Source organism: Bifidobacterium goeldii, from assembly GCF_003951095.1.
Classification (GTDB): Bacteria; Actinomycetota; Actinomycetes; order Actinomycetales; family Bifidobacteriaceae; genus Bifidobacterium; species Bifidobacterium goeldii.
In genome coordinates this window covers 329840-352126 of sequence record NZ_QXGL01000002.1, presented here as the reverse complement: position 1 = coordinate 352126, position 22287 = coordinate 329840, and the positions used below count along the sequence as shown (strand labels likewise).

At 57.3% G+C, this 22287-nt stretch carries 20 protein-coding genes; 9 read left to right on the top strand and 11 right to left on the bottom strand.

The annotated features are described in order from the left end of the window. Positions 1-51: 51 nt before the first annotated feature. Positions 52-1296, bottom strand: coding sequence for a nucleotide sugar dehydrogenase (locus tag D2E25_RS05075; RefSeq protein WP_125980423.1), 1245 nt, complete (start codon positions 1294-1296; stop codon positions 52-54). 84 nt (positions 1297-1380) lie between these two features. Continuing rightward, positions 1381-2394: a glycosyltransferase family 2 protein gene (locus D2E25_RS05070; protein WP_241217026.1), complete on the bottom strand. Its 1014-nt coding sequence runs from the start codon at positions 2392-2394 to the stop codon at positions 1381-1383. Here D2E25_RS05070 and D2E25_RS10790 point away from each other — a divergent pair. Then, positions 2381-2515 carry a hypothetical protein gene (locus D2E25_RS10790; protein WP_277599949.1) on the top strand — a complete coding sequence of 45 codons (135 nt, stop codon included), beginning with the start codon at positions 2381-2383 and terminating at the stop codon, positions 2513-2515. The two genes, D2E25_RS05070 and D2E25_RS10790, sit on opposite strands and share 14 nt — an antisense overlap. A 128-nt stretch (positions 2516-2643) precedes the next feature. Here the strand turns inward: D2E25_RS10790 and D2E25_RS05065 are convergent, their stop codons facing one another. From D2E25_RS05065 to upp, 3 genes are all read right to left on the bottom strand, one after another. Further along, positions 2644-3555: a hypothetical protein gene (locus tag D2E25_RS05065; RefSeq protein WP_125980419.1), complete on the bottom strand. Its 912-nt coding sequence runs from the start codon at positions 3553-3555 to the stop codon at positions 2644-2646. 79 nt (positions 3556-3634) lie between these two features. Further along, complete coding sequence (rlmH, locus tag D2E25_RS05060; protein WP_125980417.1) at positions 3635-4114, bottom strand: 23S rRNA (pseudouridine(1915)-N(3))-methyltransferase RlmH; 480 nt, start codon at positions 4112-4114, stop codon at positions 3635-3637. A 299-nt stretch (positions 4115-4413) separates the two neighbouring features. Next, the gene (gene upp, locus D2E25_RS05055; RefSeq protein ID WP_125980415.1) at positions 4414-5055 is read right to left on the bottom strand and encodes a uracil phosphoribosyltransferase; all 642 of its coding nucleotides are present in this window, start codon (positions 5053-5055) and stop codon (positions 4414-4416) included. 297 nt (positions 5056-5352) lie between these two features. On the opposite strand from upp, the gene urtA reads away from it, so the two are divergent. The 5 genes from urtA (at position 5353) to urtE (ending at position 10491) form a co-directional block, all read left to right on the top strand. After that, complete coding sequence (gene urtA, locus D2E25_RS05050) at positions 5353-6660, top strand: urea ABC transporter substrate-binding protein (protein ID WP_125980413.1); 1308 nt, start codon at positions 5353-5355, stop codon at positions 6658-6660. A gap of 22 nt (positions 6661-6682) precedes the next feature. Further along, positions 6683-7567 (top strand): urea ABC transporter permease subunit UrtB, encoded by an 885-nt coding sequence (urtB, locus tag D2E25_RS05045; RefSeq protein ID WP_125980410.1) that lies wholly within the window; start codon positions 6683-6685, stop codon positions 7565-7567. Between the two features lie 29 nt (positions 7568-7596). Continuing rightward, positions 7597-8733 carry an urea ABC transporter permease subunit UrtC gene (gene urtC, locus D2E25_RS05040; protein WP_125980408.1) on the top strand — a complete coding sequence of 379 codons (1137 nt, stop codon included), beginning with the start codon at positions 7597-7599 and terminating at the stop codon, positions 8731-8733. 32 nt (positions 8734-8765) lie between these two features. Beyond that, a complete protein-coding gene (locus D2E25_RS05035) occupies positions 8766-9680 on the top strand; it encodes an ABC transporter ATP-binding protein (RefSeq protein ID WP_241217025.1) in 915 nt (304 codons plus the stop codon). 109 nt (positions 9681-9789) lie between these two features. Then, the gene (gene urtE, locus D2E25_RS05030; RefSeq protein WP_241217024.1) at positions 9790-10491 is read left to right on the top strand and encodes an urea ABC transporter ATP-binding subunit UrtE; all 702 of its coding nucleotides are present in this window, start codon (positions 9790-9792) and stop codon (positions 10489-10491) included. Between the two features lie 221 nt (positions 10492-10712). Here the strand turns inward: urtE and D2E25_RS05025 are convergent, their stop codons facing one another. Together D2E25_RS05025 and speB are read right to left on the bottom strand one after the other, a co-directional pair. Continuing rightward, positions 10713-11168, bottom strand: a complete 456-nt coding sequence (locus D2E25_RS05025; protein ID WP_125980406.1) for an Hsp20/alpha crystallin family protein — start codon at positions 11166-11168, stop codon at positions 10713-10715. Between the two features lie 343 nt (positions 11169-11511). Further along, on the bottom strand, positions 11512-12711 hold the full coding sequence (gene speB / locus D2E25_RS05020) for an agmatinase (RefSeq protein ID WP_125980404.1): 1200 nt from the start codon (positions 12709-12711) through the stop codon (positions 11512-11514). A gap of 81 nt (positions 12712-12792) precedes the next feature. Here speB and D2E25_RS05015 point away from each other — a divergent pair, with 81 nt between their 5' ends. Continuing rightward, complete coding sequence (locus tag D2E25_RS05015) at positions 12793-13620, top strand: IclR family transcriptional regulator (RefSeq protein WP_164514724.1); 828 nt, start codon at positions 12793-12795, stop codon at positions 13618-13620. A gap of 19 nt (positions 13621-13639) precedes the next feature. Here D2E25_RS05015 and D2E25_RS05010 read toward each other — a convergent pair whose 3' ends face one another. The 3 genes from D2E25_RS05010 to D2E25_RS05000 all read right to left on the bottom strand — a co-directional run bounded on the left by D2E25_RS05010 (position 13640) and on the right by D2E25_RS05000 (position 17959). Beyond that, positions 13640-15070, bottom strand: coding sequence for an MFS transporter (locus D2E25_RS05010; protein ID WP_125980400.1), 1431 nt, complete (start codon positions 15068-15070; stop codon positions 13640-13642). A gap of 301 nt (positions 15071-15371) precedes the next feature. After that, positions 15372-16340: a GmrSD restriction endonuclease domain-containing protein gene (locus tag D2E25_RS05005; RefSeq protein ID WP_241217034.1), complete on the bottom strand. Its 969-nt coding sequence runs from the start codon at positions 16338-16340 to the stop codon at positions 15372-15374. Between the two features lie 197 nt (positions 16341-16537). Further along, the gene (locus tag D2E25_RS05000) at positions 16538-17959 is read right to left on the bottom strand and encodes an ATP-binding protein (protein ID WP_125980395.1); all 1422 of its coding nucleotides are present in this window, start codon (positions 17957-17959) and stop codon (positions 16538-16540) included. A 473-nt stretch (positions 17960-18432) separates the two neighbouring features. On the opposite strand from D2E25_RS05000, the gene ureA reads away from it, so the two are divergent. Together ureA and ureC are read left to right on the top strand one after the other, a co-directional pair. Beyond that, positions 18433-19113, top strand: a complete 681-nt coding sequence (ureA, locus tag D2E25_RS04995; RefSeq protein WP_125980393.1) for an urease subunit gamma — start codon at positions 18433-18435, stop codon at positions 19111-19113. Between the two features lie 19 nt (positions 19114-19132). Continuing rightward, a complete protein-coding gene (gene ureC, locus D2E25_RS04990; RefSeq protein ID WP_125980391.1) occupies positions 19133-20857 on the top strand; it encodes an urease subunit alpha in 1725 nt (574 codons plus the stop codon). 44 nt (positions 20858-20901) lie between these two features. On the opposite strand, the gene D2E25_RS04985 is transcribed toward ureC, so the two are convergent. Then, complete coding sequence (locus tag D2E25_RS04985) at positions 20902-22275, bottom strand: ferric reductase-like transmembrane domain-containing protein (RefSeq protein ID WP_125980389.1); 1374 nt, start codon at positions 22273-22275, stop codon at positions 20902-20904. Between the last annotated feature and the right edge of the window lie 12 nt (positions 22276-22287).

The window sequence follows — 22287 nt, the reverse complement described above, 5'->3', positions numbered from 1 at the left end:
GATATCGCCGATCGTCAATCGTCAAGTATTGGGTGCCGGCTAGGCAGCTGACTAATCTCGGCGGAACAAGTCGCGCGTATACACCTTGTCAGCCACATCAGTGAGATCAGCATTCCAACGATTCGCGATAATCACATCGCACTTCGCTTTGAACGCGGCTAAATCATGAGTCACTTCACTGCCGAAGAATGTCGGATCGGCAAGCGTCGGCTCATACACTACGACAGTGATACCGCGCGCTTTAATGCGCTTCATCACGCCCTGCACGGCAGACTGGCGGAAGTTATCAGAGCCGGCCTTCATTGTCAGGCGGTATACGCCCACCACCGGGTTTTGAATGCCCTCAAGTCGCTCTTCAATCTCCGAAGCGATGAACTCTTTACGCGTACGATTCGATTCAACAATTGCTTCAATCAGATTCTGCGGCACCTTGTCATAGTTAGCGAGCAGCTGCTTGGTGTCCTTCGGCAGGCAGTAGCCGCCGTAGCCAAAGCTCGGATTGTTGTAATTATCGCGAATACGCGGGTCGAGGCATACGCCGCGGATAATCTCGCGCGTATTGAGATCACGGCTCTCCGCATACGTGTCAAGCTCGTTGAAATAGGCGACGCGCAACGCGAGATACGTATTAGCGAACAGTTTGATAGCTTCCGCCTCCGTCGGGCCAACCACCAGTTCAGGAATGCCAGTCGAACCATCCGGATTCACGCGAGTCGCTTCCTCAGGAGCCGCGCCGGCAGCAAGCAGTTGCACGAATGTGCGAGCGGCCTCCACGGCTTCAGCATCATCCTGCGGAGCGCCGGCGACGATACGGCTCGGATGCAGATTGTCATACAGTGCGTGACCTTCGCGCAAAAACTCGGGGGAGAAGAGAATACGACGATCACCCAAGCGATCGCGCAGCTGCTGCGTGTAGCCAACCGGAATCGTAGATTTAATAACAATCCACGCGTTCGGATTGTACTGGCGAATTGCGCTGATTGCCGCCTCCACGCTGGAGGTATCAAAATAATTGCGCTGCGCGTCATAGTTAGTTGGCGTGGCAACCACCGCATAATCGGCGCCGGTGTACGCCTGCTGCGGATCCAGCGTCGCACGGAAGTCGAGCGGGCGCTCGCCGGACGTATTACCATCCAAGAACGCGGTAATCTCCGTATCTACAATCGGGCTTTTCCCCTCATTGAGCATCTCGACCTTGTGCGGCACGATATCCAGCGCATGCACTTCATTGTGTTGCGACAGCAGCAATGCCACCGACAAACCGACGTATCCGGTACCGGCAACCGCAATCTTCACGGCAAACTCCTTTGTGTGGAAATGATTCTAATGGCTCATTGTAGTGAGCGAGTGGGGTTACGGGTGATGAGCGTAGTGCGTGAGCTAGCGCATGTTCTTGATTTTGCGATCGTAGATCTGCTTTTCGGCTAGGCGTATGGCGGCCAGTGTGGCACAATGCACGCGTTGCGCGGGTGTGAGTCGGCTCAATAGCGCGCGCACGGCTGCACGATCGCGCTCATAGCAAGCGCGGTTGCCGGGATCATCAGCGTCGTGGGCGTGCGGCTCATCGGCAAGCATGGTCGTCATCGTGTAATAACTGCGCGCGGGCACAATCCCCTCGTCAAGCGCGTGCGCGAAATTGGCGACGCCGGCGGCAACGTTATCGTGATAGTAGCCGAAACTGCGCTCGTTATGCGTCACCGAGCTGGCTGATTGCAGCCAGTGGTAGAGCACTACGTCAATATCGGCGACCTTGTGCATGCGCGAATACAGCTCGCCGGCCACCATCACATCCTGCGCGTACATGCCCTCGGGGAAGCGCACGCCATCCCACAGTTCGCGCCGGTAGAGACGGCACCAGTTGGCCTCGTTGAAATATCGGGTTTCGGTCTTGCGGCCGAGTCGATCGCCCGCTAGGCGCAGGCTTTTGCAGAATACGGTTTGATACGCGCGCAATGGATTGCGGAACACGGTGACGTGTGGCGGCTCAGCGGCACCGCGCGCGGCTTCGGCAGCGACTGCTTCAAGCTGAGAGACGCCGAACTGACGCCAGCGCGCCTTGCTCATGTCAGCACCGGTGGATTCGAGCGCGTGCAAGAGCAGTTCGAGATTGTGACGATCGAGAATGTCATCGTTGTCAGCAAAAGCGATATAGGTGCCACGGGCTGCATCCAAACCAGTATTTTGCGCGACCGCGATACCGCCATTGGGTTGATGGATAACGCGTACGCGCGGATCGTGCGCGGCGTAATCGTCGCACATGCGCGGTGAATCATCGGTGGATCCGTCGTCGACGAGGATGAGCTCAAGGTTCTGGTGGCTTTGATCCAGGATTGAATCCACGCAATATCGCAGAACTGTCTGCGCGTTATAGACCGGCACGATGACTGAGATCAATGGCTCGGCAGTTGATGAGGCGGTTGATTGGCTGGCTGGTTCAGTGGTGAGCTGGACCGGTTGGGTCGGTTGGGCTGACTGGGTCGGTTGGGCTGACGTGGATTCCTTCATAGCCTTCTAGTCTACTAATGGGTTCGTCTCCGATAGCATGGTGTGCATATCCGGACTATTCGCATCGGGTGTGTGCATATCCGGACCATTCGGATACCCCCTTAGGGTTCTGCGTAGTCCGGATATGCACGCTAGGGATTAGGCGATGAGGTGGAGGAAGGTTCGATCGTCGAAGGAGTCGAGATTGGGCTGAAATCCCTTAGTGGTTTTGAACTCATGGACCAAGTGAGGGTCGTGCTTGCGCAGATCAGCCAGCGCAGTCTCTGAGTCGGCGAGCGTGGGGTGCAACTGCGGGTAGCCGTCGGAGGCGAGCACAATATCGTCATTAGGGGAGACACGGATCGTGCGAATTGGATAATCGAGATCAGTAAATCCGTCAAAGACAAAATAGCCGTAATTGCCGCGCTGATTTGCAAAGTTCGATTGCAAGCGGAGAAACGGCAGAATCAGCTCGCGTGCGGGATCGCTGGCTGCCTGATCACGATGATGGTCATCGCCTTGCAGTTCCAGCGCTTGCCAAGCAAAACTGCGCAGTTCGCCCAAAAGCGCATCTACGCGCTTGAGCGTGGGGATTGCCTGCCCGTTGACCATCGCTTGGCAGTCGCCAAACAGCCAGATTTCATGCGTTTGCGCGGAATATATGACGGCATTGAGTTGCAAGCGATCGTTTGGATGCGCGCGGAAATAAGCTTCATCGAACTGCTGCTGGTCGCTTGTGGCAGATTGCGCGGTAGTCAGTGCGGCAGTCGACATAGCAGATTGCGCGGCACTTGCCAGCATGTTGTACTGCGCGCGCAATGCGCTATCAATACGCTGCTGCATATCGCGCATGATTACAGTCGCATTGCGCGCATCGGCATCCGCGCGCTCGATAGCCTGCAACGCGATTGTGTGCGCCACAACTCCAGGCGTCGGATGCCAAATATTCGCTGTGCTTTTGCTCGTCACGCCGTCAACCACGGCGGCGTACGTATCGCCTACAAACAGTCCGTCCTCGTTGAGCGCGGGATCGCCGTGCTTACCATGCGTGTATTGTTCGAGAACGTGCATAGCTCGCCATCTTTCTGCTGCTGGATTATGCGCAACCAGACAACCAGACTGCCCCGCGCGGGCGACGATGTATTGGTGACTATTTGTGATACGGCTCGCCAGCGTTGATTTTGTACGCGCGATACAGCTGCTCAAGCAAAATCACGCGCATCAACTGATGGGGGAACGTCATTTTTGAAAAGCTGAGTTTGTAGTCGGCGCGGCGCAGGATTGCATCATCAAGACCGATGGAACCGCCGATAACCAGCTGAATATGACTCGTTCCGCGCAAGCCCAAATCGTCGATTTTTGCAGCGAGCTCTTCGGAGCTGAGTTGTTTGCCATCGATGGCGAGCGCAATCACATACGCGTTGTCGCGCAAGTGTTTGGCGATGCGCTCGCCTTCTTTGGCTTTGATCTGCCGCTCAACGCCTTCGGAGGCGTGGTCGGGTGTTTTCTCGTCTGCGACTTCGATGATGTTGAGCTTGCAGTAGCGGCTTAATCGCTTGGAGTACTCGTCGATGGCGTCGCGTAAGTAGCGCTCTTTTACGCGCCCTGGCGCGATGATATCGATTTGCATGTGTCTCCTGTTGGATTGTGAGATGTACTTGCGTTGATTGTGGTGACGCTCCCCCACCCGGCTGCGCCGGGAGTTATAGACTCGCTACGCGAGCTATGCTACTGGCTCGCTGTCGCTCGCTCCTCGCCTACAAACGCGGTGCGTTTGCTTCACGGCTCGGCCTAGCCGAGGGGGCCAAGAAAACGAACGCTCCGCTAGTCGATGACGCGGCGGAATTGATTGATGCGTGTGTCAGCAAGGCGTACCGAGGGAAGCGGTACTGAGTACCGCGACCGAGGAACAACGCAGCTGACACTCCATCAATCAATTACGCCATAGAGGCGGTCGCCAGCATCGCCCAAACCTGGCACGATGTAGCACTTGTCGTTGAGCTTTTCGTCGACGGCGCATACGACGAGCTTGAAGTCGATGGAGGGGTCGATGTGCTCTTCGACGAACTGGATGCCTTCGGGGGCGGCGATAATGCAGACGGCGGTGACGTCCTTGGCGCCGCGCTCAGCGAGGTAATGCGTGGCGGCGACGAGGGTGCCGCCGGTGGCAAGCATCGGGTCGATGAGGAAGCACTGGCGGCCGGAGAGATCTTCGGGCAGACGGTTCGCGTAGGTGATCTGCTGAGTTGGGTGCTCTTCGTCACGCTTCATGCCGAGGAAGCCGACTTCAGCGGAGGGGATCATCTTGGTCATGCCGTCGAGCATGCCGAGGCCGGCGCGCAGAACGGGCACGATAATCGGGCGAGGCTCAGCAATGTGTTTGCCGATCATCGGGGCGACGGGTGTTTCGATGGGCTTATCGACGACGTCGAGGTCGCGAGTAGCTTCGTATGCTTCGAGCATAACGAGTTCGGAAACGAGTTCGCGGAAGGTAGCGGAAGAGGTGTTCTTGTCGCGCAGCACAGTGAGCTTGTGCTCAACCAGCGGGTGATTCAAAACAGTGATATTCATGGTTCCCAAGCGTACTACGAAAGCGTGTGAGAGACGCGGTGGAATAGAGCGGTAGCTGCGGTTGTGATGTGGCTTTTGCATATGGATTCAAATAATGGTTGATTTCTACGCAGGTTTCTCTACGTAGTCAGATATGGCTTGTTGCCGCTTGATATAAGGCAATGCGATTGGGCGCGTAACGTGTTCGTCACGCTTGAGACGTTTCGGAAACATTGAAGCAACCGTGTGTCAACTATCCGCTGCCATTCTTTTCCTCGCTAACGCAACCATCGGCAATACGCGAGAGGAAGAGGACGTATGGCCAGACTACAAGCAATGCGCATCGCAGCAGCGCTGTGCGCGGCGGCCGCGGTTTTGACGACCAGCGGCTGCGGCTGGGGACGCACCGTCGCTGAAAAAGAAGCGCTGGATGAGAACAGTACGAGCGCCGCGAGCGCGAAAACATCGTCGTGTGTGGACACGTCGGGCAGCGAAATCAAGATTGGTTTTGTGAACTCGCTGTCCGGTACGATGGCGATTTCTGAGCAGACGGTGAGCGATTCGCTGCATATGGCCGTTGATGAGATTAATGCGAACGGTGGTGTGCTGGGCAAGAAGTTGAAGGTTGTTCAGCAGGATGGTAAGTCTGAGCCGGCGGTGTTCGCTGAAAAAGCCAAGACGCTTATTGAAAAGGAATGCGTGGCTGCGGTGTTCGGCGGTTGGACGTCCTCCTCGCGCAAGGCCATGCTGCCCGTGTTCGAGGCGGACAATGCGCTGCTGTTCTACCCGCTGCAGTATGAGGGCATGGAAGCGAGCCCGAACATCTTCTACTCGGGCGCAGCTCCGAACCAGCAGATCGTGCCGGCGCTCGACTATCTCAAAGAGAAGGGCTATAAGAAGCTGTTCTTGGTCGGCTCCGACTACGTGTTCCCGCAGACCGCGAACCGTGTGGTGAAAGCGTACGCGGCAGGCAACGGCATGGAAGTTGTCGGCGAAGAGTACACGCCAATGGGCTCGACTGACTTCACGACGATCGTCAACAAGCTCAAGTTCTCCGGCGCAGACGCGGTAGTGAACACGCTGAACGGCGATTCGAACGTCGCGTTCTTTAAGGAATACAAGGCGAGCGGCTTGAAAGCCGACACCGTTCCGGTGATCTCCATGTCCATCGCTGAAGAAGAGGTTTCCGCAATCGGCGTTGATAACGTCAAGGGCCAGCTGACCGCGTGGAACTACTACCAGACGTTGGATAACAAGCAGAACGCAACATTCGTCAAGAACTTCAAAGCAAAGTACGGTGCTAACCGCCCGACTTCCGACCCGATGGAATCCGCATACACATCCGTGTATCTGTGGAAGGGCATGGTCGAAAAAGCTAAGTCATTCGACGTCGACAAAGTCAAGGCTGCGGCGGACGGTGTTACCTTCAATGCTCCTGAAGGTAAAGTCACCGTTGATGGCGAAAACCACCATATTTACAAGACCTCATACATCGGCAAAATCGGCGAAGACAAGCTCATTCACACCGTTTGGCAATCCGATGGCCCGATTAAGCCCGACCCGTATTTGAAGGGGTACAGCTGGGCGAAGAGCCTGAGTGCAAGCGCTGATTCGAGCGAGAACTGACGAGAGAGAAGGAACGCGAATCATGGGTATGTTATTTCCGCAGATCGTGGCAGGCCTGTCAAACGGCTCGATCCTGCTGCTCGCCGCGCTTGGCCTGTCGCTGACATTCGGCCAGATGGGCGTTATCAACAACGCGCACGGTGAATTCATGATGGCCGGCGCTTACACCGCATATGTAATGAGCACGCTCATCGGCAATAAAGGCGTTGCGCTCGCCGTTGCGCTTGTTGTTGGCTTTGTGGTAGCCGGCCTGCTTGGCCTGCTGCTGGACGTGTTGCTGCTGGAACGGATGCGTATGCGCCCGCTGGATACGCTGCTAGTCACCTTTGGTGTCTCGCTAGTTTTGCAGCAGCTGGCGCGTGATATTTTCGGCGCGACCCCGGTGTACGCCTCCGCTCCTGAAGCGTTGACGAACCCGGTGACTGTGTTCGGCTACAGCTTCTCCGCTGGCCGACTGTTCATCTTCATCCTGTCGGTGGTGTGCGTGGCCGCGCTGTACGCGATTCTGAAGCTCACGCCGCTTGGCCGTCAGATTCGCGCAACTTCCGAAAACCGTGATCTGGCTGAAGTTTCCGGTATTTCAACCCGCACGGTTGACCATGTGACCTTCTTCCTTGGCTCTGGTATCGCTGGTATTGCAGGCGTGGCGTTGAGCCTGCTCAACTCGATCAGCTTCAACTTCGGTACGACCTTCATTGTGCAAGCGTTCCTCGTGGTTGTTGCTGGTGGTGTTGGTCAGCTCAAGGGCGCAGTCATCGCATCGTTCGTGCTTGGCCTCGCCCAGTCGGCGATTGAACTGCCAACCTCCGCGTCGATTGGTCAGGTGGCTGTGTTCCTGATCGTCGTGGTCTTCCTGCAGTTCCGCCCGCAGGGATTGGTGTCGATTCGTTCAAGGAACTTGGCGTAGCGGTCAGATAGAGACGTTGGGAGACGATTATGGCAAGCAAGAAAACTGTTTCTGGCAGCGCGTCCACGTCCGCTGCAGGTGAGTTCTACACCAAATACAAGCCGTGGATTGGCACTGCAATTGCGGTTGTGCTGATTTTGCTCGCACCGAGCGTGCTGAGTGTGTACAACCTCGGGCTGCTTTCGAAGTACCTGTGCTATGCGATGGTCGCGGTCGGTATTGGTCTCGCGTGGGGCCAGGGCGGCATGCTGACGCTCGGCCAAGGCCTGTTCTTCGGCCTCGGTGCGTACGTGATGGCCATTCATATGAAGCTTTCGGACATTGGCCCGGGCCAAGTTCCGGACTTCATGTCGCAGTACGGCATTACTGAAGTGCCAGGCTTCTGGGAGCTGTTCCGCAATCCGGTGATCGCCGTGATCGGCGTGGCTGCTGTCCCCGGCGCAATCGCCGCACTGCTTGGTCTCGCGGTGTTCGGCCGCGGTGTGCGCGGCGCATACTTCGCAATCCTCTCGCAGGCGCTCGTCGCCGCATTCTCCGTGCTGCTCATCGGCCAGTCCAAGACCACCGGCGGTACGAATGGTCTCAACGATTTCAAAGGCTTCTTCGGCTACGACCTGACCGACGATGCGAACAAGCAGATGATCTTCTACATTTGCGCATTCTTGACGCTCGCGATGGTGCTCATCGTATGGTGGATTCGCCGCTCGTTCATGGGTGATCTGATCATCGGCGTGCGCGACCAGGAGAACCGCATGAAGTTCCTCGGCTACAATCCCGCGTCGATCAAAGTGTTCGCGTTCTCGCTCGCCGCAATGTTCGCTGGCATCGGCGGCGCCATGATCGTGCCGGTCGTCGGCATCATCTCACCGTCCGACATCGGCGTGACCCCGTCGATTTTGATGCTCGCCGGCGTGGTGATCGGCGGCCGTACCACCCTGCTCGGCCCGGTTATCGGCACGCTGCTCGTGCGCTTCGCGGAAACGCAGCTGTCCGAGGCGTATCCGTCCGCATGGACGTACATTGAAGGCTTGATCTTCATTCTGGTAATCGCATTCATTCCCATGGGACTCGGCCAGTTCAAGGGATTGTGGCCATGGCTCAAAGAACGATTCGGGCTTGGTGCTGCTGCTAGCGCGGCTGCAACAACAAGCACTGCGACAGCGTGATAGTGCGTGGGAACGGAACAGAGGAGCAGACTATGACGAACACTTCAACCCCCGCCTCCAAAGAGGATTTGGAACAGCTGCGCGCTGAAATGGTGCAAATGCGCGACGAAGCCAAGCGCATGCGCGACGAAGCTGCGCAGATGAAAGCCGAAATCGTCGAAGAACGCGCCAAGCTGTACGACCAGCTCGCCGTGCTCGACGACCGTGGCGGCCAGTGGAACGATTACCTCGAAATCAAAGGATTGCACGTCGAATTTGATGGCTTCGTCGCTGTCAAAAACCTCGACCTGACCGTCGAACACGGCGATCTGCGATTCCTCATCGGCCCCAACGGTGCTGGTAAAACCACCATTATCGACGCGATCACCGGCCTCGTGCCCGCCACTGGATCAGCCACATTCCGCGGCGAACAACTGCTCGGCAAAAAGCCGAACGACATCGTCAAACTCGGTGTTGGTCGTACATTCCAGACCGCATCCGTTGTCGAAGAACTCACCGTGCTCGAAAACCTCCAGCTCGCCGAAGGCTTCCGCAAAAAAGGCCGCGACCTGTTCCGACCGATGGGCGGCGTCACGCAGAACATCGAATACATGATGGACGTGTGCAACCTCACCGAAGATGCGCACAAGCCGGCCGGCATCCTGCCCCACGGTAAAAAGCAGTGGCTCGAAATCGGCATGCTCCTCGTACAGGACGCACACCTGCTCCTGCTCGACGAGCCCGTTGCCGGCATGACCCCAGCCGAACGCATCGCCACCGGTGAGCTGCTCAAGCGATGCAGCAAGAACCGCACGGTGATTATCGTCGAACACGACATGGAATTCATGCGCCAATTCGCCGACTCCGTCACCGTTCTCAACCAAGGCGAAATCCTCGCCCAAGGCTCAGTCGAAGACATCCAAAATAACGACGAAGTCGTCCGCATTTACCTGGGCGGAGGCGAATAACCCACCCCCTTCTCGGCTCCCCTTGTCAGGGGAGCTGTCACGCGAAGCGTGACGGAGGGGTAGTCAACAGCCATATTGCGAACAAAACACGCGCACAAGGAAACATATCATGGCAATGCTTGAAGTGAACAATCTCAACACTGGCTACGGCAAAGTGACCGTCGTCAACGACATTAGTTTCGACGTTGAAGCCGGCCAGTGGGTCAGCATCGTCGGCAACAACGGTGCCGGCAAAACCACACTACTCAAAGCCATTCTCGGCCTACTGCCGGTCTCATCCGGCTCAATCACCTTTGATGGCGAAGACATCACCAAAACCGCGCCAAACCAGCGCATCCGCAAAGGCATGGCGTTCGTGCCGCAAGGCCAGCAGTCGTTCGGCACCATGACCGTCGACGAAAACCTGCACGTCGTCGCCGACCGCTACGGTTCCGAAGCGCAAGCCCGCTACGACGAAGCAGTAGCAATGTTCCCAGTCCTCAAAGAATTCGCAAACCGCCGCGCAGGCCTCCTCTCCGGCGGCCAGCGCCAGCAGCTCGCCATCGCACGCGCGCTCATCACCCGCCCGAAGCTCATGATTCTCGACGAGCCGACCGAAGGCATCCAGCCGAACATCGTCGCCGACATTCAAAAAGCCATTCGTACGATGGCTGAAGACAAAGGCATCGGCGTCGTGCTCGTAGAGCAAAAAGTGCAGTTCGCTGTCGAGCGCGCGGATAAGTACTATGTGCTCGCCTCCGGACGCTTCATCGCAGCCGGCGAAGGCGGTCCTGACCAGGTTGAAGCCGCTAAGGATGCTATGCGCGTGTGATCGCATGTAACGCAAAAAGCCCTCGAATGATCGATGAGACCATTCGAGGGCTTTCATGTTATGGCTTGTTTCCCGTCGTCCCGCTACCTCTGTCGGCGTTGAACGCGTAGAGCGGGGCGGCGAAGGAAATAAAGCCTATCGCATTGGGACATGCGGTGTAAGTGTCAAACTGCTATCGTGCGGTTCGATCATGAGTGAAGTTCATGCGAGTAGACCGTTAGTTAGTCTTCAATCGCAATCGTGTGCTTGGACTCGACTTGCGGAGCCGGCTGGGTCTTCGGAACCTGAATGCACAGCGTGCCGTTCTTATAGCTGGCGTGAATATCGGATTCCTTCACATCCTCGCCAACGTAGAAGCTACGAGAGCAAGTGCCAACGTAACGTTCGCGACGCAGCCACTTGCCATCCTTGTCCTTGTCGCCAGAATCCTCATCCTTGTGGGCCGAAACGGTCAGATAGCCGTTGTTGAGCTCAAGGTTGATGTCGTTCTTGTCAAAGCCAGGCATATCGATGTCCACATCGTACGCCTTGTCAGTCTCGCGAACATCGGTGCTCATCATGTTGGCGGGCATTACGGCAGCTGAGCCGTTATCATCGGAGCGCCAACCCTGGAAGAACGGGTCGTCGAACAGATCCGAGAACATCGTGTCATTCATCAAAGCCGGAAACATTGCCATAATCGGTACTCCTTACAAAACAAACTGCATGGAGTGGAACGGTTTGGCTCGCCAGCCTCGCTTCCTGTAGTGATCCTCATCGCTACAGGAAGCCTGCCGACTATCGTGGCCGTTCCCGGAACCCCTTCCGGAGCTCCTGCCTTGTCCTTTCACCTCACACAATAGGCATTCCCCGGCTCGCATTCCCCGATTTTACCCACAGTGAAAAAGTTGAGTGCGGGTGGCTCAAGTTTTGCTGTTTGATGGCTTGGAGGGGGTGGTCTAGTACAGACGCTTATGGCCGGCTGCGAGCGAGTCGCAGTCGGCCGTAGAGATTGCCGCATATTAATGCGCTTGGTAATGCTTACTTATCGCACCCCATGCGCTTGCGGGCAAGGCCAAAGTCAAGGGCCTCTGGGTGCAGATAATTCGGCTCGCGAATGCCAAGCTTGTGCATGGCAACGCCGGTCAGACCGGAGCGGATCAGGCGGTTCGCCAGCAGCGACGTGATCTCGCCCGGGCCATCGTACGGCGGCGCGACCTCGACGACTTCCATGCCGATAATGCCCACCTCGGCGGCGAGACGACGGAACGCGGTCAGCACATCCCAGCTGCGCAAACCACCCGGCTCAGGAGTACCGGTCGCGGGCGCGTACGCCGGGTCCACCACGTCGATATCCAGCGAAAGATACAGGTAATCAGCCTGTTCCATCGCCTCGTTCACCGCATCCTGCAGCACGGCGTCGAATCCGCGCGCTTCAATCTCGGCCATGAAATGGCAGCGCATGCCACGCTCGGCCATCCAATCTTGCAGCGACTGGTCGGGGGAGTAGCCGCGCAGGCCAACCTGCACGAAATTCGTTCCCGGCACAGCGCCGCTTTCGATCAGGTGACGCATCGGAGTGCCGTGGCCGCCAATGCAATCAGGGCCTTCCTCCCACGCGTCGCAGTGCGCGTCGAAATGCACAACGCCGATCTTGCCGTATCCGTAATGATCAGCAAGCGCGGTCACTACCGGCCAGGTCATGCCGTGGTCGCCGCCCATAGCGATCGGCATCGTACCGGTCTCGACGATCGCGCCAACAAACTTGCGTACCGCGTCGAACGACTTCGGCGTATTGCCGCGCACAATAGGCGCATCGCCAAAATCGCACACATTCAACGTTTCGAACGGGTTCACGTGAGTTTCCAAGCCCATCGAACCGCGGCCAATCTCCGTGTTCTGGCCGAGATAGTCGATGGTGCGAATGGCCATCGGGCCCATTACCGCGCCGGAGCGGCCGGAAACGGTCGAATCCCACGGCACACCGTACACGGCGGCATCCATCTTGCCGGCAACAAGATCCTCCGGCGTGAGGCATACGGGCAGTTTCGCGAACGTCTGGATGCCGCCGAAGCGACGATCATGCTTACGGCTCACGTAAATCGGGCCAGGCTTGCGGTCTTTGTTGTAGTCGTCAACAGCGCCGTGGCCTTCCAGTGAGGTGCTGAACTTGGATTCCTTAACAGAGAAGCCTTCCGGCCAGTATTCTTCGGCTTCGCTGATGGTGGTGGTCTCGCTCATGAGAGTTCCTTTCTGAGACTTTTTCAGGCTGAGGTTTATTGAAATGACTTGCGCGGTATACAGTGGATAGTTATGTGCGCTATGTCCGAGAGAGAATCCCGCGTGACGCCGGGCGAAGAGTCAGGCGATGCGGATGATCCGCGCCGCGTTCCGTCGTCGTTAGCGAATGCTTTTGCGATTTTGCGGTGTTTTTCTGCGGATTGCCCCGAACTCGGTGTTACTGATGTAGCGCGGATGATCGGCGTGCATAAAAGCACGGTTTCACGGATGATGACGAGCTTGCAGCAGCTTGGCTATTTGCATCGCGATGCCTCGACGGATAAATACCGTTTGGGCGTATCGCTGCTTGCGCTGGTTTCGCCATTGTTGTCGAATGTTGATGTGCGGCGCATCGCTCACCCGCTGCTGCAAGATGAGGTGGCGCGCACTCACGAGACGGCCGCAATCGCGGTGATCGAAGATGTTGACCCGATCGTAATTGATCAAATCCCCAGTCCGAAGCTGGTGCGTCACACGCAAGAAGTGGGTACTCGCTACCGTGGATGGGCTTCTGCTTCGGTGAAAGTCAGTCTTGCGTTCCGCCCGTGGAATGAGGCAGAGCAAGCGTTGCGCGACGGTCGGATTGAAGGTGTGGATCGTAGTGATCAGGCGGTGTTTGCGCGTATTCGCAGCGAACTTGCTGATATTCGCCAAGAGGGTTTTGCGCTCAACGATGGCGAGAGCGATCCGTTCGAATTCAGTCTTGCCGCCCCCGTTTTCGGAGCTGATGGTGCGTTGATGGCTGCACTGGTTATCGCAGCGCCCAAGCCGCGCGTCACGCCTGCCGCATTCGCGCAGATTCGCGATATTGTGCTGCATGACGCGCATCTCATCTCCCGTCAGCTCGGCTACGTGGAGGGCATTGCTTAACGTACGCATGGCAGTTATCTCAGGCGATTGCGGGGCTCAATGCGGGTGTTACTACTGGCGTTTTGACGCTTGAGAAAAACAAGTCTTTATTGAGCTGCGTATGCCAGATTGCTACGAACGCAATCGCTGCAATTGCAACGAGATAGTAGGCGGGCACGAGCGCGTTACCAGTTGCGGAAATGAGCGTAGTGGCGACGAGCGGTGCAGTGCCGCCGAAAATCGCGTTTGCCGTGTTGAAGCTGATCGCAAAGCCGGAAAGGCGCACTTCAGTCGGGAACGTTTCGGGCAGGAAGCTGACGAGCACGCCATCGTTCAGTGCGAGAATCATCGCCATGCCCATCTCGCCGGCGAAAATCGCCACAGCATTGCCAGTATCGAGCAGAAGAAATGCTGGCACGGTGAAAATCACAAACAGTACGGAAGCGGCGAGCATTACACGCTTTCTGCCGAACTTATCGGATAGATAGCCGGTGAAAATCACAAACGCAACATACACAATCAACGTGGTGGTGGTTGCGGCTGAAGCAAGCGTGTCATCAGTGTGCAACGTGGTTGTCAGGTACGTGGGCAGGTACGTGAGCACCGTGTAGAAACCGACGGCGTTCAATACGCATGCGCCAAACGTGAGCACGAGCGGCTTGCGGTAGGAGCGGAACAGCACGCGCAGCGGCGTGACCTTTTCGCTCTGCTGTTGTGCGTGAACGAGCTGCTGCTCCTGCTGGTAAGCGGGCGATTCGCTCAGATGCTCACGGATAAACAGGGTGATGAGGCCGAACGGCGCGGCGAGCAGGAACGGGACGCGCCAACCCCACGCGTTCATCATCGCGTCGGACATGAGCGTGGATTCAATAAGATACACTGCGGAGCCGCCGAGCAGGCCGGCTGCTTCGGATGCGGGAATGAAGCCGGCGATGGTGCCGCGTCGGTGATGGCCAACGGATTCGCTGAGGAATGTGGCTGCGCCCGCGTATTCGCCGGATGCGGAGAAGCTTTGGCAGCAGCGCAGCAGCAGGAGAAGAATTGGTGCGGCGATGCCGATGGTGGCGTATCCGGGGAGGCATCCGATAAGGAACGTTGCGCCGGACATGAACAGGATGGAGTGGGTGAGCGTGCTTTTGCGGCCGTGGCGATCGCCCCAGCTGCCCCAGAATGCGGCGCCGATTGGGCGGGCGACAAACGATAGCGCGAAGACGGCGAACGCTTGGATCAGTGAGACGGTTGGATCTTGGTTGGGGAAGAAGATTGTCGCGATAACGGTGGCGAAGTAGGTGTAGGAAGCGTAGTCGAACCATTCAATGAAGTTGCCCATGAACGAGGAGAACGTGAGCTTGCGAATCGTTGAATTGGAGGCTTCGGGGATGTTCAATTGTGGGGTGGATGCGGTGATGGCTGCCGTGGTGCTTGATGCTGGTGATGCGGCGCTGTGCTCCTTGTTCGCTGTGGTGTTCATGATGACCCCTTCCGGTCGTTGCTAAATATGCAACTGTGTTGCATGAAACACATAATGTCGGAAAGAAGTATCAACTCCGTTTCACTATTGTTTCCGTGCATGGCAAGTGGGGTTTCTGGATTATTTCGCCGCTTAAGCGGGAAATGGTTGAAAACAGCGGAGATTAATAGGAGCTCGATAGAGATTTATAAAGAACGGGGCGCAGCTCAGTGTGATGAGCTGCGCCCCGTTCGTGTGGGGTTTACTCGCAATGCGGGTACGTTAGGGATTTTGTAACTGCATTGGATGTGCTGGTTGTTGACTACTCGCAGGCTACGCCGTCGCGATCGCGATCCAGCTTAGTGGAATACCCAGGCTGACCTTGATAAAGCGGTGCTTTGCCGGCAGCGCGCACGGCTGCGCAGTTCTGGTAGTAGACGTTTGCATCCTGCTGAGTGTTTTGCTGGGTGGACTGCTCGGCATTCTGAGATGGTGTGTCCGGCGTGGTCGCAGCGGTATCGGAACCGGTGGAGTTGCCAGAATCGGCGGCGGAGCTGGAATTACTGGCATTCGCGCTACCCGTGCCGCTCGTATCGGCGGTGTCCGTGGCATTGGTGCTCGTGGCGTTCTTATCGTCAGTGCCCGTCAGGCTGTCGTCTTCTGGCACAGTCTGCGTGGGGCAGCTGGAAAGCACCTTCGTCATCGCTTTGCGCTCGGCTTTGGTGACCCACAGCGAATACTTTGCTTTTACGCCGATCTGGCGCGCCACGTAATTGCAGCGGTATGACTTGTTTTTCGGCAACCAGGTCGCTGCATCACCGTCGCTTTTCTGCTGATTGGCCGGACCGTCGACTGCAAGCAGATTGTACGGGTCGTTGGCAAGCTGTGTACGGCGTGCTTTGGATAGCTTTTTCGCGCCTTTCTGCCAAGCGTCAGACAGTGCAACCACGTGGTCGATTTGTACGGCACTGCTCGTTTTGTTGCCACGTTTGAAATTAATGGTCTTGCCAGTGTACGGGTCATCGAGCGTGCCGGACTTGACGATGCAGTTATGCGTGCCCGGCTTGTAGATCACGTTTGTCAGATCACGCTGAAGAATATCGTTGCGCGTATCGCAGCCATTATGGTCCACATCTGCCCATGCTGCGCCGAAACGCGTACGCGCATAGCCGGTCTTCGACGCGCGCCCCTTAGTCTTCAGCTCAGCCAGCACGTCGGTCGCCTTCTCGCCTGAGTATTCGATGGTGCTAGCGGTATCTGCGGCAGTAGCGGTCGCAGGAATCGCGAACATAGTCAGCGTCATGGCCAGTGTTGCCAGTACGGCGAACAACACCGCAAAATGCGCACGAGTTACATTAATGGTCTTCTGCGGGGTTTCCTGGATCTCGATGATGGTCGCTGGGTGACGATGGTTGATGGCCATTGGTGTCAGTTCTCCTTGCTTTTTCGTACGCGCCGATTCTAAGCCCTGCCCCGTATTGCCGCCTATCACATATCGGCGAAATCCACCAGCGTTACATCGCCGTCCTGCTTTGCGCGGGCGATGACATGCTCGTCGAATCCGTTTTTGGAAAACAGCATGTAATGGCTGTTCTGGGGGTGCAGCAACTCTGCCCGGCTGCGTAATGTCTCAAGCTGACGTAGGTCTACAGCTACACTACGCCATTTGCATTCGCAGAACAGCATGGTCTTCGGGTTCTCCCCGGTGGCGACGATGTCGATCTCTTCCTGACTGCGCGTTCTTGGATCGGCTCCCCACCAACGGCCTGCGTCGAGAAGGAGAAATGGTAGTGCGCCGGTGGTGTTATGGGCCCACAGCCATTGCGTGCAAATATCTTCGAATACCGCGCCCATGAAGTCATTAATCGACGTCATGATGTGATCCGCGGCGATATCGGCGTTGCCGGAACGAATCAGTGACATATTCGTCGGTACGTAGCGGTACCAGAAGCGGAAGAATGAGTCCTCGATGCGATAGATCGTTTTGCGCGGCGAGCTTTCGCCGAATGGGGTCTCCTTGTATAGAATGCCCAGATCGATAAGGTTGCGCAGGTATGTGGCGCATGATGACGCCTCCATATGGCAGGCTGTGGCGATAGTGTTCGATCGGGACGCGCCGGATGCGATGGCCTGAATGACGGTGTTGTACTCCGCTGGTGCGCGCAGCTCTTGCTTAAGTAGATTGCCGGGCTCTTCGAACAGATAGCAATCCGGGTCAATGATGTTCCAGCGGATATTATCGCGAATGCTTGTGGTGTCATCGATTTGGCGTAAATACAGCGGAATGCCGTCGGTCAGGCCGTAGGCGATGGCCGCGTCCTCGGCCTTGAATCGTGGCAGAAATTCGCGAACCTCGGTGTATCCGAATGGTTCCACTTTGATTTGTGCGGTACGTCGTCCGTATAGCGGGCTGGCGTAACCAAGCACTTGACGCTCCATGAACGACATCGATGATCCACACAATATGATCATGAGTCGGCTGTCGTCCTTGTTTCGGTCGATGGCATGTTGCAGGACGGAACTGACAGAGCGGTCCGCTTTGGCAAGATATGGGTACTCGTCGATGACGAAGGCGATGCGTTGCCGTTGGGCGAGCTCGAATATCGCATCCAATGCCGACGCGAAATCGCGGTAGACGGGGAAGGAATCCGTCGCCGTATAAGAAGCGTCGGTGATATTCCCCCCGGCTGCGGATCGATACATGGCGATGCTACGGCTGAGCGCTTCAAGGTTGCCGGTCATGTTGGATTCGATGGCCGGGAAGAAGATCGTGGGGCGACCATCAAGGAAATGGTTGATGAGAGTGGTCTTGCCTACCCGCCTTCTGCCATACACGACGACACATTCGAATTGTGAGGATTTCCAGCGGCGCTCCAGCGTTGCGAGTTCTCTTGCTCTGCCTACGAACATGACGATTGCGCTTTCTTTCCGATTTATAGAATCGTAATTTATTAAATTACGATTCTATACTTTGATGAGATTGGAGGCAATGGCATCGTCGGAACTTCTGCATCATTGATTAATGAGCGGTTTTCGCCTTGCAGTGCTCAAACTTCATTGTTTTTGCCGTTGTGCTCGGCTCGTTATCGCCGATGAGGCTCGATGGACTGAAATTATAGAATCGTAATTTAATAAATTACGATTCTATAAATCGGTGACCGGTTGGATGACGCCCTTTGGCGTCACTCACGTGCGTCTGCGTGCGTTTCCACGCGCTTCTCGTGTGTCTGCGCGGCCCTGACCTCTCCCCATCCCACCCACTCGCCGTATTGCGGAACGTGGAAACATGCCGTTTGTATTGCGGCCGTAGAATTACGGCGATTCGCGATCTGCAGTACGCAATCGCAAATGCTGCAACTGCTAGCAACGACGATGGGGGCCTGATGAGACTTACTCCACGGGAGACCGACAAACTGATGTTGTATTTGGCGGGCCAGCTCGCCAAAGACCGCAAATCACGCGGTGTGAAACTCAACTACGTAGAAGCGATTGCGCTCATCACCTCCGAATGCGTGGAACGTGCACGCGAAGGCGCAACCGTTGCCGAGCTTATGCAATACGGGCGCACACTCCTCAAGCCCGAAGACGTGATGGACGGCGTCGCCGAAATGCTCGAAGTCGTCGAAGTCGAAGCCACCTTCCCCGACGGCACCAAACTCGTGTCCATTCACAATCCAATCGAAACCACTGAAAAGCTCGTACCTGGCGAATATCTACTCGCCGACGACGACCTGACCATCAACGACGGCAAAGACGCAATCGAACTCGACGTAGTCAACACCGCCGACCGACCAATTCAGATCGGCTCGCACTTCCACTTCTTCGAAGTCAACAAGTACTTGAAGTTCGATCGCAAAGCCGCCTACGGCAAGCGACTCGACATCCCCGCCGGCACCGCAGTGCGATTCGAGCCTGGCGAAGCACACCGCGTACGGCTCATTGACATTGGCGGCACGCGCGAAATCCACGGCTTCAGCGCGCTCGTCGAAGGCCAACTCGACGATCCACAGGTGCGCGAAGCCGCATTCGCCAAAGCGCACGAGCAGGGATTCCTAGGAATCTGAGAACGGGGAGCGGAACATCATGAGCAAAACCATTACGCGCAAAGACTACGCAGGCATGTTCGGCCCAACCACCGGCGACCGCGTGCGCCTCGGCGACACCAACCTGATTATCGAAGTCGAAAAAGACTACACGCATTACGGCGACGAGCTTAAATTCGGTGGCGGTAAATCATTCCGCGACGGCATGGGCCAAAGCTCCGTACAACTCGACGCAGAATCGCCCGACACCGTTATTACCAATGCGCTTATTGTCGATTGGACCGGTATCTACAAGGCTGATATCGGCATTAAAAACGGCAAGATCAGCGCGATCGGCAAAGCCGGCAACCCGCAGACCATGAACGGTGTTACCCCCGGACTCGCTGTCGGCTCTGGTACCGAAGCGATTGCCGGCGAAGGGCTCATCGTCACTGCAGGCGGACTCGACACGCACATCCACTTCATCTCCCCGCAGCAGATTCGCACCGCGCTCGCCGGCGGCGTCACCACGATGGTCGGCGGCGGTACTGGCCCTGCGGACGGCACCAACGCGACTACTTGTAACCCGGGCGCGTTCCACCTGGCGCGCATGATCGAAGCTGCCGAAGCGCTGCCGGTCAACATCGCGTATCTAGGCAAGGGCAACGATTCGAGCCCTGAGCCGCTGCGCGAGCAGATTCGCGCAGGCGCTGCGGGCCTGAAGATCCACGAAGATTGGGGTTCTACTCCGGCCGTGATTGACACGTGCCTTGGCGTCGCGGATGAAATGGACGTGCAGGTTGCTATCCACACCGATACGCTCAACGAAGGCGGTTGCGTGGAGGACACGATCGCCGCGTTCAAGGGCCGCGCAATCCACACGTACCACACAGAAGGCGCCGGCGGTGGCCACGCGCCGGATATTATTCGCGCGGCCGGCTTCCCGAACGTGCTGCCGAGCTCCACGAATCCGACCATGCCGTACACGCGCAACACCATCGACGAGCACCTCGACATGATGATGGTCTGCCACCACCTCGACCGCAACGTGCCGGAGGATATTTCCTTCGCTGATTCGCGCATTCGCCCTGAGACGATCGGCGCGGAGGACGTGCTGCACGATATGGGCATCATTTCGATGATGAGCTCCGATTCGCAGGCAATGGGCCGCGTGGGCGAAGTCATCACGCGCACGATTCAGACCGCCGACAAGATGAAGAAGCAGCGCGGGCCGCTACCGGAGGATGCGCACGACAATAACCGCAACGACAACTTCCGCGTGAAGCGCTACGTCTCCAAGTTCACGATCAACCCGGCTATCACGCATGGTATTGCCGACTATGTGGGCTCTATCGAGGTTGGCAAGATGGCCGATCTGGTGCTCTGGCAGCCGGCCATGTTCGGCGCGAAGCCGGAGATGGTGATTAAGGGCGGTTCGATCGCTTACTCGCGCATGGGCGATGCGAACGCTTCTATTCCAACGCCTGAGCCGGTCTACTACCGCGACATGTTCGGCGCGCTCGGCCGCGCGCTGAGCAACTCGTGCGCCACGTTCGTCTCGCAGGCCGCCTACGACGACGACATCAAGGGCAAGCTGGGCTTGGCTCGCCAAGTGCTGCCGGTGCGCGGCTGCCGCACAGTGGGCAAGAAGGACCTCAAGTTCAATGACGTGCTCGCCGACATTCAAGTCAATCCGGAAACCTTCCAGGTGACTGTCGACGGCGAACTCGTCCACTCCGACCCGGCCTACGAACTGCCGCTCACGCAGCGGTATTTCCTGTTCTGAGTCTGTGCTGATGTTGCTGTGAGCTTGTTTTCGAGCCTAGGAGCTCACATTGCAAACGGCTCATAGTAGATGTCGGTTGATGCGACGCCGTGCTGAGCGAGAATCTCACGCACGGCGTCCATCATCGGCATCGGGCCGGCAATAAGATAAATCGCGCCCGGGCGGATCATCGGCGCAATCAGCGACTCGTTGGCATGCCCGGTCGTGAGCCTCACGCGCGTGTTCGGCGCGTGCGCAGCACCGAATTGTTGCAGCTCATCACGGTAGATAACATCACGCTCCGAACGGGCGGTGTACAGAAAATCGACAATACGCCCGCGGCCATTCGCGCCGTTCGTACCGTTCTTGCCGCCGGCGTAAGCGGTCAGCACGCCGATCAGCGGCGTGACGCCGATACCGCCTGCGATGAGCACCAGCGGCGTAGCGTGACCAGTTTGCGCATCATGCTCCTTGATGAATTCGGCGTAGCGGCCATACGGCGGCACGACCTTCACCCGTTCGCCGGGCTTCAACGAAGCAATCTTCGACGTGAAATCACCATCGGCGCGAATCGCGAACGACATGACCGGGGGAGCGCCCGCGCTCGGGTCGCGCCCGTCGGCCTCGGCTGCATACGAGTTCGTCAACGAGAATGGATGCAACTCATGCATGCCGCGTACGCCGAGGAATGCAATGAACGCAAAATCGCCCGGATTCCAACGCGGCTGTGTTGTTGACGCGCTATTGTCAATCGCCACATTCAGCTCGGTCACACGCGGCGCGATCGAGCGAACCGAAGCCACCCGGCCGCGCAGTGCGAACGCGCGACGGCTCACCGAACTCCACGCGTAGTAAGCAAACACTGCGATCGTCGCAGCGTCGAACAGCAGAAGAAACGATCGGTTTGAAGCAATGTAGTCGATCGCGTGCACGTGGATAACAATCAGTGCAATCGCTACCAGATTGAGACGATGCAGCCACACGCTCATCTCATGGCGGAACAGACGCTCCAATGCGCGTTTGAGTCGCGCAAGCCATGCGACGCGTGAAGTCAGCCACCCGGCCATAAACACCAGCGACCAGACCGCAACCGCAATGAACAGGTACAGCCCCACATGGCCCGTGAGACTAATCAGCGCGCCCGCGCCCGGCAATAGGCTCTGGTGCAGGAATGCCAGCACGATCGCCAGAATCGCCAGCACGCCGTGAATCATATACATGTGCGGCAGGCCGACCGTGCGGTCCACCCATCGCGGGCGGCAGGCGAGATACACGGCCGCCAGCATCCACGTGTACGCGACGACGCCAATTTCCGCCCCAAACATCGTGTCAGCATACAGGGCGGGATAGTTTGCAGCGAGCAGCGCGAGGAACGGCAACGGCACAATGAACAGCACTGTGGCCCATGCCAGGGCGATATGCGAGGTAATGAATTTCATGGCTGATCCTTG

What these genes read in the sequence shown, in the direction of transcription:
- D2E25_RS10790 (WP_277599949.1), top strand. Translation starts at nt 2,381, where the DNA reads ATGACTGAGATCAATGGCTCGGCAGTTGATGAGGCGGTTGATTGGCTG.
- D2E25_RS05065 (WP_125980419.1), bottom strand. Translation starts at nt 3,555, where the DNA reads ATGCACGTTCTCGAACAATACACGCATGGTAAGCACGGCGATCCCGCG.
- rlmH (WP_125980417.1), bottom strand. Translation starts at nt 4,114, where the DNA reads ATGCAAATCGATATCATCGCGCCAGGGCGCGTAAAAGAGCGCTACTTA.
- upp (WP_125980415.1), bottom strand. Translation starts at nt 5,055, where the DNA reads ATGAATATCACTGTTTTGAATCACCCGCTGGTTGAGCACAAGCTCACT.
- urtA (WP_125980413.1), top strand. Translation starts at nt 5,353, where the DNA reads ATGGCCAGACTACAAGCAATGCGCATCGCAGCAGCGCTGTGCGCGGCG.
- urtB (WP_125980410.1), top strand. Translation starts at nt 6,683, where the DNA reads ATGGGTATGTTATTTCCGCAGATCGTGGCAGGCCTGTCAAACGGCTCG.
- urtC (WP_125980408.1), top strand. Translation starts at nt 7,597, where the DNA reads ATGGCAAGCAAGAAAACTGTTTCTGGCAGCGCGTCCACGTCCGCTGCA.
- D2E25_RS05035 (WP_241217025.1), top strand. Translation starts at nt 8,766, where the DNA reads ATGACGAACACTTCAACCCCCGCCTCCAAAGAGGATTTGGAACAGCTG.
- urtE (WP_241217024.1), top strand. Translation starts at nt 9,790, where the DNA reads ATGGCAATGCTTGAAGTGAACAATCTCAACACTGGCTACGGCAAAGTG.
- D2E25_RS05025 (WP_125980406.1), bottom strand. Translation starts at nt 11,168, where the DNA reads ATGGCAATGTTTCCGGCTTTGATGAATGACACGATGTTCTCGGATCTG.
- speB (WP_125980404.1), bottom strand. Translation starts at nt 12,711, where the DNA reads ATGAGCGAGACCACCACCATCAGCGAAGCCGAAGAATACTGGCCGGAA.
- D2E25_RS05015 (WP_164514724.1), top strand. Translation starts at nt 12,793, where the DNA reads ATGTCCGAGAGAGAATCCCGCGTGACGCCGGGCGAAGAGTCAGGCGAT.
- D2E25_RS05010 (WP_125980400.1), bottom strand. Translation starts at nt 15,070, where the DNA reads ATGAACACCACAGCGAACAAGGAGCACAGCGCCGCATCACCAGCATCA.
- D2E25_RS05005 (WP_241217034.1), bottom strand. Translation starts at nt 16,340, where the DNA reads ATGTTCGCGATTCCTGCGACCGCTACTGCCGCAGATACCGCTAGCACC.
- D2E25_RS05000 (WP_125980395.1), bottom strand. Translation starts at nt 17,959, where the DNA reads ATGTTCGTAGGCAGAGCAAGAGAACTCGCAACGCTGGAGCGCCGCTGG.
- ureA (WP_125980393.1), top strand. Translation starts at nt 18,433, where the DNA reads ATGAGACTTACTCCACGGGAGACCGACAAACTGATGTTGTATTTGGCG.
- ureC (WP_125980391.1), top strand. Translation starts at nt 19,133, where the DNA reads ATGAGCAAAACCATTACGCGCAAAGACTACGCAGGCATGTTCGGCCCA.
- D2E25_RS04985 (WP_125980389.1), bottom strand. Translation starts at nt 22,275, where the DNA reads ATGAAATTCATTACCTCGCATATCGCCCTGGCATGGGCCACAGTGCTG.